Below are 12356 nucleotides of genomic sequence, written 5' to 3' on the forward strand. Positions count from 1 at the left end.
GGCAGGTGATGCGGCGGATGCGGGGTGCGCGGGCGGGGGACGAGCGCGTACGCGTGCGTGCGCCGGGTCACGCACGGAGGCGGAGGCCTCTGGGGGTGGCGAGGAAGCCGGCGGCCTCCAGCGTGCGGCCCAGCGGTGAGGTCAGCGCCGAGACGCCGTTGGTGCGCTCCACCGTCACCGTGCCGAGGGCTCCGGCACGGGCCGCCGCGGCCAGTGCGGCGGCGGCCGCCCGCAGCGCGGGGTCCTCCGGATCGGTCGGCCAGGCCAGCAGCGTCTTCCCGCCGCGCTCCATGTACAGCGCCAGCTCACCGTCGACCAGGACCACCAGGGAGCCGGCCTTGCGGCCGGGCTTGTGCCCGGCCCCGTCCGGCGGCTCGGGCCAGGGCAGTGCTGCTCCGTAGGCGTTGGCCGGGTCGGCCGCCGCGAGGACCAGGGCGGTGGGGGCCAGACCGGGTTCCCTGCGGTCGCGGGCGGTGGAGGCCGCGCGGAGCCGGTCGACCGCGCCGTCCATCGCGAACTGTGCGGCCCCCAGCCCCTCCACGACATAGCCGCGCCGGGCCTGCCCGTTGTCCTCGAAGGCCGCCAGCACACGGTACGCGGCGGAGAACCCGCCCTCGACGCCCTCGGCCTGGACCGCACCGCGCGTCACCACACCGTGCCGGTCCAGCAGGGTGCGGGCCAGCGCGTGGGCCCGGTGCGTGGGTTCCGGTTCGGTGGCGGGCAGCAGGGACCAGCGGCCGGAGACCGTGGGCGGGCCGGTGCGCGAGGCAGGGCGGGATGCGGCCGTCAGTGAGCCGTAACGGCCGCGCGGGACGTTCCGTCTGGCGCGGTGCGCGGTTGATCCGGCGGTACGGCCCGAGCCCAGGAGGGAGCGCAGCGGTGCGAGCGTGTCGTTGGTGAGCCGGCCCGACCAGGTGAGGTCCCAGACGGCGTCCGCCAGCTGCGGATCGGTGCAGTCCGGGTGCGTGGTGGCCCGGACCTGATCGGCGATCTGGCGGAAGAAGAGCCCGTATCCGCCGGTGAGGGCGGTGAGTACGGACTCGTGCAGCGCGCTGAGTTCGAGGGGGCGCGGGGGAGCGAGCAGCAGGGGCGCGCTGTCGGCCAGGTAGAGGGAGAGCCAGCCGTCCTTGCCGGGGAGGGCGCCCGCACCGGCCCACACGACCTCGCCGGTGGTGGTGAGTTCGTCCAGGAGCGCGGGGGAGTAGCCGGTGACGCGGCCGGGCAGGACCAGCTTCTCCAGGGCCGACGCGGGGACGGGAGCGCCCTGCAACTGCTCGATGGCGCGGGCCAGTCCGTCGATTCCGCGCAGGCTGTTGCTGCCGAGGTGCTGCCACTGGGGCAGGAAGCCCGCGAGGGCGGCGGGCGGGACCGGCTCCAGCTCATGGCGGAGCGCGGCGAGCGAGCGGCGCCGCAGCCGGCGCAGCACCGTGGCGTCGCACCACTCCTGGCCGATGCCGGCGGGATGGAACTCACCCTGGACGATCCGGCCGGAGGCCGCGAGGCGTTGCAGCGCACCGTCCGTGACCGCGGTGCCGAGGCCGAACCTGGCCGCCGCTGCGGTGGAGGTGAACGGGCCGTGCGTACGGGCGTAGCGGGCGAGGAGGTCACCGAGAGGGTCCTTCACCGGTTCGGTGAACGCCTCCGGGACGCCGACGGGGAGGGCTGTGCCCAGTGCGTCGCGTAGCCGGCCCGCGTCCTCGATCGCAGCCCAGTGCTCGGCACCGCCGATCCGGACCCGGATGGCCCGGCGGGCCGACGACAGCTCCTGCGCCCACGGGGCTTGTGCCCCGCGCTCGGTCAGCTCGGCGGTGGTGAGCGGTCCGAGGACCCGTAGCAGATCGGCGACGCCCTCGATGTCCTTGATCCGGCGGTCCTCGGCCAGCCACTGGAGCTCCCGCTCCAGCTCGGTCAGGACGTCCGCGTCCAGCAGCTCGCGCAGCTCCGCCTGGCCCAGCAGCTCGGCCAGCAGGTGGGAGTCGAGGGAGAGCGCGGCGGCCCGCCGCTCGGCGAGGGGTGAGTCTCCCTCGTACAGGAACTGGGCGACGTAGCCGAACAGCAGCGAGCGCGCGAAGGGTGAGGGTTCCTGCGTCGTCACCTCGACCAGGCGGATCCGGCGGGCTTCCAGATCGCCCATCACTTCCGTGAGCCCGGGGACGTCGAAGACGTCCTGAAGGCATTCGCGGACCGCTTCGAGGACGATGGGGAACGAGCCGAACTCGGAGGCGACCTGGAGGAGCTGGGCGGCCCGCTGCCGCTGCTGCCACAGCGGGGTGCGCTTGCCGGGGCTGCGCCGGGGGAGGAGCAGGGCCCGTGCCGCGCACTCGCGGAACCGGGAGGCGAACAGGGCGGAACCGCCGACCTGGTCGGTGACGAGCTGCCCGATCTCGCCCTGCTCGAAGGCGACATCGGCGGCGCCGACCGGGGGCTGATCGCTGTCGTGGGCGGCGTTCGGCGGCGGGAGAGGCGCTCCGCCGCCGGGTCCGGACGCCCGGTCCCGGTCCACCGGGTCGAAGTCCAGGAGGTCCAGGCCCATCATGTCGGCGTCCGGAAGCCTGAGCACGATGCCGTCGTCGGCGTGCATGACCTGTGCGTCCATGCCGTACCGCTCGGCCAGGCGGGCACTGAGCGCGAGCGCCCAGGGGGCGTGCACCTGGGCTCCGAACGGTGAGTGCACGACGACGCGCCAGTCGCCCAGCTCGTCGCGGAAGCGCTCGACGAGGATCGTCCGGTCGTCCGGTACGTGGCCGCAGGCCCGGCGCTGCTCGTCGATGTACGACAGCACGTTGTCCACGGCCCAGGTGTCCAGGCCGGCGGCCAGCAGCCGTTCGCGCGCGTCCTGCGCGGACAGCCCGCCGAGCTCGCGGAGGAAGGCGCCGAGGGCCCGGCCCAGCTCCAGCGGGCGGCCCAGCTGGTCGCCCTTCCAGAACGGCAGCCGTCCGGGGACGCCGGGCGCGGGGGACACCAGGACCCGGTCGCGGGTGATGTCCTCGATCCGCCAGGACGTGGTGCCCAGCGTGAAGACGTCCCCCACCCGGGACTCGTACACCATCTCCTCGTCCAGCTCACCGACCCGGCCGCCGCCCTTCTTCGGGTCGGCGCCCGCCAGGAAGACCCCGAAGAGCCCGCGGTCGGGGATGGTGCCACCGGAGGTGACGGCGAGCCGCTGGGCGCCGGGGCGGCCCGTGACCGTGCCCGCGACGCGGTCCCAGACCACGCGCGGGCGCAGCTCCGCGAAGGCGTCGGACGGATAGCGGCCGGCCAGCATGTCGAGGACCGAGGTGAACGCCGACTCGGGAAGCGAGGCGAAGGGCGCCGCCCGGCGGGCCATGGCCAGCAGGTCGTCCACCTGCCAGCTGTCCAGGGCGACCATCGCGACCAGCTGCTGGGCCAGCACGTCCAGCGGATTGGACGGGATCCGCAGCGCCTCGATGGCACCCTCCCGCATCCGCTCGGTGACCACCGCGGCCTGTACCAGGTCACCGCGGTACTTCGGGAAGACGACTCCGGTGGATACCGCGCCCACCTGGTGTCCGGCCCGGCCCACCCGCTGCAGCCCGGAGGCGACCGACGGCGGTGACTCGACCTGGATCACCAGGTCGACCGCGCCCATGTCGATCCCCAGCTCCAGGCTCGAGGTGGCGACCACGGCGGGCAGCCGGCCCGCCTTGAGGTCCTCCTCGACCTGGGCCCGCTGCTCCTTGGAGACCGATCCGTGGTGCGCACGGGCGAGCAGGGCGGGGGCGCCCTTCGCGGCACCCGACTCGGCCATGATCTCGGCGGGTGAGTGGGCCTCCGGCATCGTCTCGCCGGTGGCCCGCTCGTACGCGATCTCGTTGAGCCGGTTGCAGAGCCGCTCGGCCAGCCGGCGGGAGTTGGCGAACACGATGGTGGAGCGGTGCGCCTGGACGAGATCGGCGATCCGCTCCTCCACATGCGGCCAGATCGACGGCTTGTCCGCCTGGTCCGCGGTGTCCGGGCCGGTGGCGGGGGAGCCGCCGAGCTCGCCCAGATCCTCGACCGGTACGACCACCGACAGATCGAACTGCTTGGTGGACGGCGGCTGGACGATCTCCACCCTCCGCTGCGGGGAGAGGAACCGCGCCACCTCATCGACCGGACGGACCGTGGCGGACAGGCCGATCCGGCGGGCCGGCCGCGGCAGCAGCTCGTCGAGACGCTCCAGCGACAGGGCGAGGTGCGCGCCGCGCTTGGTGCCCGCGACGGCGTGCACCTCGTCCAGGATCACCGTCTCGATCCCGGCCAGCGCCTCCCGGGCCGAGGAGGTCAGCATCAGGAACAGGGACTCGGGTGTGGTGATCAGGATGTCCGGCGGCCTGGTCGCCATCGACCGGCGCTCGGCGGGCGGGGTGTCGCCCGAGCGGATGCCCACCCGTACCTCGGGCTCGGGCAGACCGAGGCGCACCGACTCCTGGCGGATGCCGGTGAGCGGGGAGCGGAGGTTGCGTTCCACATCGACCGCGAGGGCCTTGAGCGGCGACACGTACAGCACTCGGCAGCGCTTCTTCGCCTCTGCCGGCGGCGGGACCGCCGTCAGCTGGTCCAGAGCGGCGAGGAAGGCAGCCAGGGTCTTGCCCGATCCGGTCGGTGCGACGACCAGTACGTCGGAGCCCTCACCGATCGCCCGCCAGGCGCCCTCCTGCGCGGCCGTGGGCGCGCTGAAGGCCCCCGTGAACCAACTGCGGGTCGCGGCGGAGAACGAATCGAGTGCGGAGCCGGTCATGCTCCCCATCGTGCACCCAGCCACTGACAACGGCCGCGAGCTGCGAGAATTCGGGTATGGCGGGAGTCGCGGGACCGGGAGAGTGGGCGAGGCACTGGCAGTACGAGGCACTGCCGGAGCTCGACCTGCTGCGGGCCCGCTACGTCCGCCACACCTTCCCGCGTCACAGCCATGAGGGCTATGTCCTCGGCGCCGTCAGCCAGGGCATCGAGGACGTCGCCCTGCCCGGCGGCACCGTGCACGCGGGCCCCGGCTCCGTCGTGATGATCAATCCGGAGGTGCCGCACACCGCAAGGGCCGGTGTTCCCGAGGGCTGGGTGTACGCCACGCTCTACCCGTCCGCACAGGTGATCAGCGACATCGCGGCCGATACGACGAGCCTGCGCGGCACGGTCGGCTTCACGGAGACCCGCGTGAGCGATCCGCACGCGGCCCGGCTGATCGGCGCGGTCCACCGGGCCGCGGAGGAGGGCAACGCGCTGGCGGCGGACAGCGTCCTGCGGGTCCTCGTCACGCATCTGCTCACCCGGCACGGCAGCGCTCTTCCCACGTTCGAGCCCCGGGCGGCGGGGGCGCGGGACGCGGAGCGTGCCCGTGCCGTACTGGAGAGCAGGATGGCCGGTCCGCCCACCCTGGAGGCGCTGGCCACCGAGCTGGGCACCAGCCCGTTCGCACTGCTGAGAGCCTTCAAGAAGCAGTACGGAATGCCGCCGCACACCTGGCTCACCGACGCCCGGGTCCGCCGTGCCCGCCGGATGCTCGACGCGGGCACGCCGCCCGCGGTGGCGGCCGCCGAGGTCGGCTTCACCGACCAGCCGCATCTCAACCGCCACTTCACCCGGATCGTGGGCGTGCCACCCGGCGCCTACCAGCGCGAACGTGCAAGAACGTACAAGACCGATCCGGAACCGCCCGGGTAGCTTGCCGAACGTGGCAGAACAGACAACACCTCAACGAGCCGGTGAACCGGCCGGCGCCGGCGCGACCGCCGGCGGCAGTGCGATCGCCGCCGGAACCAAACCGGACGCGGCCGTCGTACGGGACGCGCTCGGCGTCGGCATAGCGGTCGGGCTCTCCGGCTTCGCCTTCGGCGTCACCTCGGCCGGTTCCGGTCTGAGCCTGCTGCAGACCTGCGCGCTCAGCCTCCTCGTCTTCACCGGCGCCTCCCAGTTCGCCCTGGTGGGCGCGCTCGCGGCGGGCGGCAATCCGTACACCGCGGCAGCCGGCGCCTTCTTCCTCGGAGTGCGCAACTCGTTCTACGGACTGCGGCTGTCGCAGCTGCTCGCCCTCCCGCGCGCCGTGCGCCCTTTGGCCGCCCACTGGGTGATCGACGAGACGACGGCCGTCACCCTGCCCCAGCCCACCCGGCGCGCCGCCCGGATCGGCTTCACCGTCACCGGGCTCACGCTCTACGTGCTGTGGAACCTCACCACGCTGGTCGGCGCCCTGGGCGCGGAGGCGCTCGGGGACACCGACGCCTGGGGGCTGGACGCGGCCAGCCCCGCCGTCTTCCTCGCCCTGCTCGCGCCGATGCTGAAGACCACGACGGAGCGCGTCACCGCCGGGCTCGCGGTCGTCCTCGCCCTCGGCCTGCTGCCGCTCCTGCCCGCGGGGGTGCCCGTACTGGTCTCCGCGCTCGCGGCACCCGCCGTCCTCTTTATGAGGGGACGCGACAAGGGCCTGCCCCCTCGGAACGCCCAGCACGTCCAGCACGCCCAGCACGACGAGAACGCCCAGCACGACGAGAACGCGCCGCACGTGGAGGGCGCGAAGGGCTCGCACACGATCACGCCGGAGGAAGGCCGATGAACGTCTGGATCGCCATCGCACTCACCGCCGTCGGCTGCTACCTCGCCAAGCTCCTCGGCCTCCTGGTGCCCGCCGGGGCCCTGGAGCGCCCCATCGTGCAGCGCCTCGCCGCGCTGCTGCCGGTGGCGCTTCTGGCCGCCCTGACCGCGCAGCAGACCTTCGGCGACGGACAGCACCTGGCGCTGGACGCCAGGGGCGCGGGCCTCGCCGCGGCAGCGCTCGCGCTCGTCCTGCGCGCACCCTTCCTCGTGGTGGTCGGCGCTGCCGTGGCCGTCACCGCAGCGGTGCGCGCCCTCGGCTGACCACGCGCGCCCGGGGGCCCGTGTCAGACCAGAACGCGCCCGTGCGCGCGCAACGTCTGCAACGCCCTGAGCGTCACCAGGGGCCGCCCGTCCAGGGCGGTCCCCGGCGCCCACTGCCGCCAGGTCACCGGCCAGCCGCCGTCCGCCTGCTGCCCGGCCGCCAGGTGGTCCAGCGACAGCTCCATCTCGGCGTCGGTGAACCACCGGCGGGCGAGCGACTCGGGAGCACGGGCGTAGTCGTACGGGAAGTGCTGCTCGCCGGGCGCGTAACCGGCCGCCACCGGGTACTCCGCCCGCTGCTCCGGATCCAGCACGGCGAGCCGCTGCTCGCGTACCAGGCGCCCCAGACGGTCGGCCGCCGCCTCGGCCCGCGACCGGTCCGGGGCTCCGTCGAGAAAGGCGACGGCCGCCTCGATCTCGTACGGATGGGACACCCGAAGGGCATCGACGGCCGCCCAGCAGAAGTCGGTGGCCCGGAACAGCCAGGCATGCCACACCGCGTTGCGGTGCAGCAGTCCGACCACGGGGCCGGTGGCCAGCAGCTCGGCCGGCGGGTCGTCGACGATCGGAATGAACGGCGCGGCCGGATAGCCGCGTTGCGAGGGGAGAAGGGCGGGCAGGGCCCCCTCCTTCGTGGACACGTCCGTAAGGAAGCGGCAGATCCGCTCCACCCGGATCCCGCTGCAGCGGCCGATGGAATCGAGGACGCTCAGCGCGTGGGCCGTGTGCAGCGGCTGGCTGACGGGTCCGCGCAGATCGGGTTCGAGCGCGTGACCGTACCCGCCGTCCTCATTGAGATGGGCGGCGAGCGCGGTTTCCACGGCATCAGCGCTTCCGTTCAGGAAGTGATGAGCGAACCGCCGCTGTTCGAGGACACGGGCCGTGAGCCAGATGAACTGCTCGGCACGGTTGAGGGGACTTTCTCCGGTTCCAGCCATGGACCGACCGTAAGCCGGTATGAGCTCCCGGCATGGGCAGGCGGCCCGGCTGCACTCTCAGGAGCGGGATACTGATGGCATGCGGTTGACGATTTTCTGGGAACGGATGGCTGACCACTTCGGCGCGGGCTATGCCGACTCCTTCGCGCGCGACCATGTGATGGCCGAGCTGGGCGGCCGTACGGTCCATGAGGCACTGGCCGCCGGCTGGGAGGCCAAGGACGTCTGGCGCGGAGTCTGCACGGCGGTCGGCATCCCCGCGGACAAGCGCTGAGGCGCAGCTCGGAGCCCTGCGCCGGACGACGGTTGCCCGGGGCGCGCGCCGGGGTGTCGCAGCCGTAGGCGAGACTGGTTCTGTGGCACCGACAGACGAGACCGCTCAGACCCAGCCGCCCCTCACCCCGCCCGTCCCGCCGGTCGAGCCACCGGCGGCGCCATCGGGCGCAGGGCCGGTCCGCATGCCCGGCTGGCTGCCGCGTGCGATGGTGCTGGCCCTCGCGCTCTACGCCTGCTTCCGGCTCGGGAGCTGGGCGTTCGACCAGCTCATCGGTCTGCTGATCAACATACTGATCGCCTTCTTCCTGGCGCTCGCCATCGAGCCCGCGGTGAGCCGCATGTCGGCCGCCGGTATGCGCCGGGGCCTCGCCACGTTCCTGGTCTTCCTCGCCGTACTGATCGCGAGCGTCGGTTTCGTCGTGATGCTCGGATCGATGCTCGCGGGGCAGATCGTCGACATGGTCGACGAGTTCCCCAAGTACCTCGACTCGGTGATCAACTGGGTCAACCAGACCTTCCACACGGAGCTCTCCCGGGTCGAGGTGCAGGACAGCCTGCTGCACTCCGACTGGCTGCAGAAGTACGTCCAGAACAGCGCGACCGGCGTGCTCGACGTGTCGACCACGGTCCTCGGCGGCCTGTTCCGGCTGCTGACGATCTTCCTGTTCTCCTTCTACTTCGCAGCCGACGGACCCCGGCTGCGCCGCGGACTGTGCTCCGTTCTCCCGCCCTCCCGCCAGGCGGAGGTGCTGCGGGCCTGGGAGATCGCGGTCGCCAAGACCGGCGGGTACCTCTACTCGCGCGGACTGATGGCGCTCATCTCGGGAATCGCGCACTACATCCTGCTGGCGGCTCTCGGGGTGCCTTACGCGCCGGCGCTCGCGGTCTGGGTCGGGCTCGTTTCGCAGTTCATCCCCACGATCGGCACCTATCTGGCGGGCGCCCTGCCGATGCTGATCGCCTTCACCGTCGATCCCTGGTACGCGCTCTGGGTCCTCGGGTTCGTCGTGGTGTACCAGCAGTTCGAGAACTACGTGCTGCAGCCCAAGCTGACCGCCAGGACGGTGGACATCCACCCGGCGGTCGCCTTCGGCTCGGTGATCGCGGGTACGGCACTGATGGGCGCCGTCGGCGCGCTCATCGCCATCCCGGCGGTGGCCACGCTGCAGGCCTTCCTCGGCGCCTACGTGAAGCGGTACGACGTCACGGACGACCCGCGGGTGCACGGTCAGCACCAGTGGCGGCTCGGCGAACCGCTGGCGGCGCGGCTGCGCCGCTTCCGGCATGCCCCGGCGAGCGGGGGCGGGCAGGGGCCGGACGAGGGCGAGGAGCCGCAGGGACCCCAGCAGCGGCCCTGAGAGCGGGCGAATCGGTGCGGCGTGGCACGCTTGACACTAAAATCGAACATCCGTTCTCATGAGATTCCGGCCAGGTTTTGCCGGGCTCGACCGTGGAGTTGTCCACAGGCCGGGAGGACGTCGAGGCCCATTGTCAGTGGCAGGGGTTAGCGTCTGAGACGTGAAGCGATCGACTCAAGCAAATCGGGTGGAACCCATGGCAGGAAACGACCGCGAGAAGGCGCTGGACGCCGCACTCGCACAGATTGAGCGGCAATTCGGCAAGGGCGCGGTGATGCGCCTCGGCGAGCGGCCGAACGAGCCCATCGAAGTGATCCCCACCGGCTCGACGGCGCTCGACGTCGCGCTCGGCGTCGGCGGCCTGCCGCGCGGCCGTGTGGTGGAGGTGTACGGGCCGGAGTCCTCCGGTAAGACGACACTGACGCTGCACGCCGTGGCGAACGCGCAGAAGCTCGGCGGCACCGTGGCCTTCATCGATGCCGAACACGCCCTCGACCCCGAGTACGCGAAGAAGCTCGGTGTCGACATCGACAACCTCATCCTGTCCCAGCCGGACAACGGTGAGCAGGCCCTTGAGATCGTGGACATGCTGATCCGCTCGGGCGCCCTCGACCTGATCGTCATCGACTCCGTGGCGGCCCTGGTGCCCCGTGCGGAGATCGAGGGCGAGATGGGCGACTCGCACGTGGGTCTGCAGGCCCGCCTGATGAGCCAGGCGCTCCGTAAGATCACCAGCGCGCTCAACCAGTCCAAGACCACCGCGATCTTCATCAACCAGCTCCGCGAGAAGATCGGCGTGATGTTCGGCTCGCCGGAGACCACCACGGGTGGCCGCGCGCTCAAGTTCTACGCCTCGGTGCGCCTCGACATCCGACGGATCGAGACGCTCAAGGACGGCACCGACGCCGTCGGTAACCGCACCCGCGTCAAGGTCGTCAAGAACAAGGTCGCGCCGCCGTTCAAGCAGGCCGAGTTCGACATCCTCTACGGCCAGGGCATCAGCCGCGAGGGCGGCCTGATCGACATGGGCGTGGACCACGGCTTCGTGCGCAAGGCCGGTGCCTGGTACACGTACGAGGGCGACCAGCTCGGCCAGGGCAAGGAGAACGCCCGCAACTTCCTCAAGGACAACCCCGACCTCGCCAACGAGATCGAGAAGAAGATCCTGGAGAAGCTGGGCGTCGGCGTACGGCCCGACGCGGCCTCCGCCGAGCCCGCAGCGGACGCGGCGGCCGGGACTGCCGCGGCCCCGGCCGACGGTGCGGCCAAGCCGGTGTCCGCTGCGGCCGGCAAGACCAAGCCGGCCAAGACGACGGCGGCCAAGAGCTAGACCGTGACGCGTCGTACGGAGTGGCCGGGCTTCGCCGCCGAATCCGGCGAGGGCTCCGGCCCCGGATTCGCCGCCGCATCAACCGACGGAAGCACCTCCGGATCCGGCTCCGAGGCCGATCTCCCCTACGAACCGGCAGCGGGGGCCGGCAGGGGACGGGGTCCGGGATCGAGTCCGGGGTTCGGTGAGGGGGCCGGGCGCCGTTCCCGGTCCCGTTCCAGAAGCAGCGGCTCCCCCTCCTCGTCGAGGGCCGAGAAGGGGGAGCCGCGAGACCCGGTCGAGCAGGCGCGCAACATCTGTCTGCGGCTGCTCACCGGGACGCCACGCACCCGCAAACAGCTCGCGGACGCCCTGCGCAAGCGGGAGATCCCGGACGAGGCGGCAGAGGAGGTCCTGTCGCGCTTCGAGGACGTCGGTCTGATCGACGATGCCGCGTTCGCCGACGCCTGGGTGGAATCCAGGCACCACGGACGAGGACTCGCCCGCCGCGCCCTCGTCCGCGAGCTACGGACCAAGGGTGTGGACGCGACGGTCATCGACGAGGCCGTCGGCCGGCTCGACCCGGACCAGGAGGAGGCGACGGCGCGCGAACTCGTCGCGCGCAAACTCCGCTCCACGCGGGGGCTGGACCGCGACAAGCGGCTGCGCAGGCTTGCCGGCATGCTCGCCCGCAAGGGATACGGGGAGGGAATGGCTCTGCGGGTGGTGCGCAGGGCACTCGAAGAGGAGGGCGAGGACACGGAAGGGCTGGACGAACCCTTCTGACCGGTGTGTCTGACGGGAACTTCCGACCGGCCGGTGTGTCTGACCGGGACTTCCGGCCGGCTCAGCTGGTTGGTTCCGCCGGTCGGCCTGCGCTACTGCCCGGCGCGGGCTGCTCGGCTGATGGTCGCGTCGATCAGGGCGACAGCGTCGGCGGCGGTGCGTCCGGGGTACCGGTTCCACGGCCCGATCAGCCCGGTCCAGCCCTGGGAGCGGAGCTCGGTGATCAGCCAGGCGCCTGCCCGGTCGACGGTGGCCGCCGAACCGTAGCCGAGGCGATGTGCGGTGAGCATGGCACCGCAGACGCAACGGGCGCCCCTCGCGTTGCGCAACCGGTACGGGGTGTTCTGCCAGCCCCACTCGGTGAGGATCTGCCGTGCGTGGGCGAGATGGGTGGAGGGCCGCACCTCGGGCTGTCCGATGCGCCGCCAGGAGTGGAGCCGGTCGGGCAGTACCGCACCGAGGCGCCCGGGGAGCGGACGCTCACGCGGAGCGGCGGCGGGCAGCGTGCGGAGGGTGTCCGCGATCAGCTGATCGACCGGCACGGACAGCAGATGACGCCAGTCGGCCGGGTCCACCTGAGAGTCCGGGAGCGACGCGTCCGGATGTGACGCGTCCGGATGTGACGAGTCCGGGAGTGACGAGTCCGGGAGTGACGAGTCCAGGTGTGACCGGTCCGGAGCAGGTTCGGCCGGGACGGGACGTCCGGGTTCCGGGGCCGTGCGGTCCCAGCCCGTGACGATCTGCCGCCACGCGTCCGTGTCATGGAGACGAGCGGCCTTAATGTCCAGCTCGTCAGGGGTCAGGGCAGTGGTCGGAGCGGTCGTCGGCATCGGTGCG

The 12356-nt window shown here is 72.2% G+C and carries 10 protein-coding genes; 7 read left to right on the top strand and 3 right to left on the bottom strand.

What is annotated here, in order from left to right; genetic code table 11:
* Positions 1 to 67 precede the first annotated feature (67 nt).
* On the bottom strand, positions 68 to 4741 hold the full coding sequence (locus OG892_RS30160) for a DEAD/DEAH box helicase (RefSeq protein ID WP_073737756.1): 4674 nt from the start codon (positions 4739 to 4741) through the stop codon (positions 68 to 70).
* Positions 4742 to 4797: 56 nt separating this feature from the next.
* On the opposite strand from OG892_RS30160, the gene OG892_RS30165 reads away from it, so the two are divergent.
* The 3 genes from OG892_RS30165 to OG892_RS30175 are packed head-to-tail and all read left to right on the top strand — an operon-like array spanning position 4798 to position 6852.
* The gene (locus OG892_RS30165) at positions 4798 to 5661 is read left to right on the top strand and encodes an AraC family transcriptional regulator (protein ID WP_073737755.1); all 864 of its coding nucleotides are present in this window, start codon (positions 4798 to 4800) and stop codon (positions 5659 to 5661) included.
* A gap of 10 nt (positions 5662 to 5671) precedes the next feature.
* Entirely contained in the window at positions 5672 to 6550 is an 879-nt protein-coding gene (locus OG892_RS30170) for an AzlC family ABC transporter permease (RefSeq protein WP_371630745.1), read from the top strand.
* Positions 6547 to 6852, top strand: coding sequence for an AzlD domain-containing protein (locus OG892_RS30175; RefSeq protein ID WP_073737754.1), 306 nt, complete (start codon positions 6547 to 6549; stop codon positions 6850 to 6852). The genes OG892_RS30170 and OG892_RS30175 overlap by 4 nt, the downstream gene beginning before the upstream one ends.
* 23 nt (positions 6853 to 6875) lie before the next feature.
* Here OG892_RS30175 and OG892_RS30180 read toward each other — a convergent pair whose 3' ends face one another.
* Positions 6876 to 7790 (bottom strand): hypothetical protein, encoded by a 915-nt coding sequence (locus tag OG892_RS30180; RefSeq protein ID WP_327339321.1) that lies wholly within the window; start codon positions 7788 to 7790, stop codon positions 6876 to 6878.
* Positions 7791 to 7869: 79 nt separating this feature from the next.
* On the opposite strand from OG892_RS30180, the gene OG892_RS30185 reads away from it, so the two are divergent.
* The 4 genes from OG892_RS30185 to recX all read left to right on the top strand — a co-directional run bounded on the left by OG892_RS30185 (position 7870) and on the right by recX (position 11519).
* Positions 7870 to 8064, top strand: a complete 195-nt coding sequence (locus tag OG892_RS30185; protein WP_073737752.1) for a DUF3046 domain-containing protein — start codon at positions 7870 to 7872, stop codon at positions 8062 to 8064.
* 184 nt (positions 8065 to 8248) lie between these two features.
* Positions 8249 to 9424: an AI-2E family transporter gene (locus OG892_RS30190; protein WP_371631716.1), complete on the top strand. Its 1176-nt coding sequence runs from the start codon at positions 8249 to 8251 to the stop codon at positions 9422 to 9424.
* Between the two features lie 196 nt (positions 9425 to 9620).
* The gene (gene recA, locus OG892_RS30195) at positions 9621 to 10754 is read left to right on the top strand and encodes a recombinase RecA (protein ID WP_073737750.1); all 1134 of its coding nucleotides are present in this window, start codon (positions 9621 to 9623) and stop codon (positions 10752 to 10754) included.
* 3 nt (positions 10755 to 10757) lie between these two features.
* Positions 10758 to 11519, top strand: coding sequence for a recombination regulator RecX (recX, locus tag OG892_RS30200; protein ID WP_073737749.1), 762 nt, complete (start codon positions 10758 to 10760; stop codon positions 11517 to 11519).
* A gap of 92 nt (positions 11520 to 11611) precedes the next feature.
* Here the strand turns inward: recX and OG892_RS30205 are convergent, their stop codons facing one another.
* Positions 11612 to 12349, bottom strand: coding sequence for a hypothetical protein (locus OG892_RS30205; protein ID WP_371630746.1), 738 nt, complete (start codon positions 12347 to 12349; stop codon positions 11612 to 11614).
* Between the last annotated feature and the right edge of the window lie 7 nt (positions 12350 to 12356).

This window comes from Streptomyces sp. NBC_00341, assembly GCF_041435055.1.
Lineage (GTDB): Bacteria > Actinomycetota > Actinomycetes > Streptomycetales > Streptomycetaceae > Streptomyces.

Coding starts and splice junctions, on each gene's coding strand:
- OG892_RS30160 (WP_073737756.1), bottom strand. CDS start 4,741: ATGACCGGCTCCGCACTCGATTCGTTCTCCGCCGCGACCCGCAGTTGG.
- OG892_RS30165 (WP_073737755.1), top strand. CDS start 4,798: ATGGCGGGAGTCGCGGGACCGGGAGAGTGGGCGAGGCACTGGCAGTAC.
- OG892_RS30175 (WP_073737754.1), top strand. CDS start 6,547: ATGAACGTCTGGATCGCCATCGCACTCACCGCCGTCGGCTGCTACCTC.
- OG892_RS30180 (WP_327339321.1), bottom strand. CDS start 7,790: ATGGCTGGAACCGGAGAAAGTCCCCTCAACCGTGCCGAGCAGTTCATC.
- OG892_RS30185 (WP_073737752.1), top strand. CDS start 7,870: ATGCGGTTGACGATTTTCTGGGAACGGATGGCTGACCACTTCGGCGCG.
- OG892_RS30190 (WP_371631716.1), top strand. CDS start 8,249: ATGCCCGGCTGGCTGCCGCGTGCGATGGTGCTGGCCCTCGCGCTCTAC.
- recA (WP_073737750.1), top strand. CDS start 9,621: ATGGCAGGAAACGACCGCGAGAAGGCGCTGGACGCCGCACTCGCACAG.
- OG892_RS30205 (WP_371630746.1), bottom strand. CDS start 12,349: ATGCCGACGACCGCTCCGACCACTGCCCTGACCCCTGACGAGCTGGAC.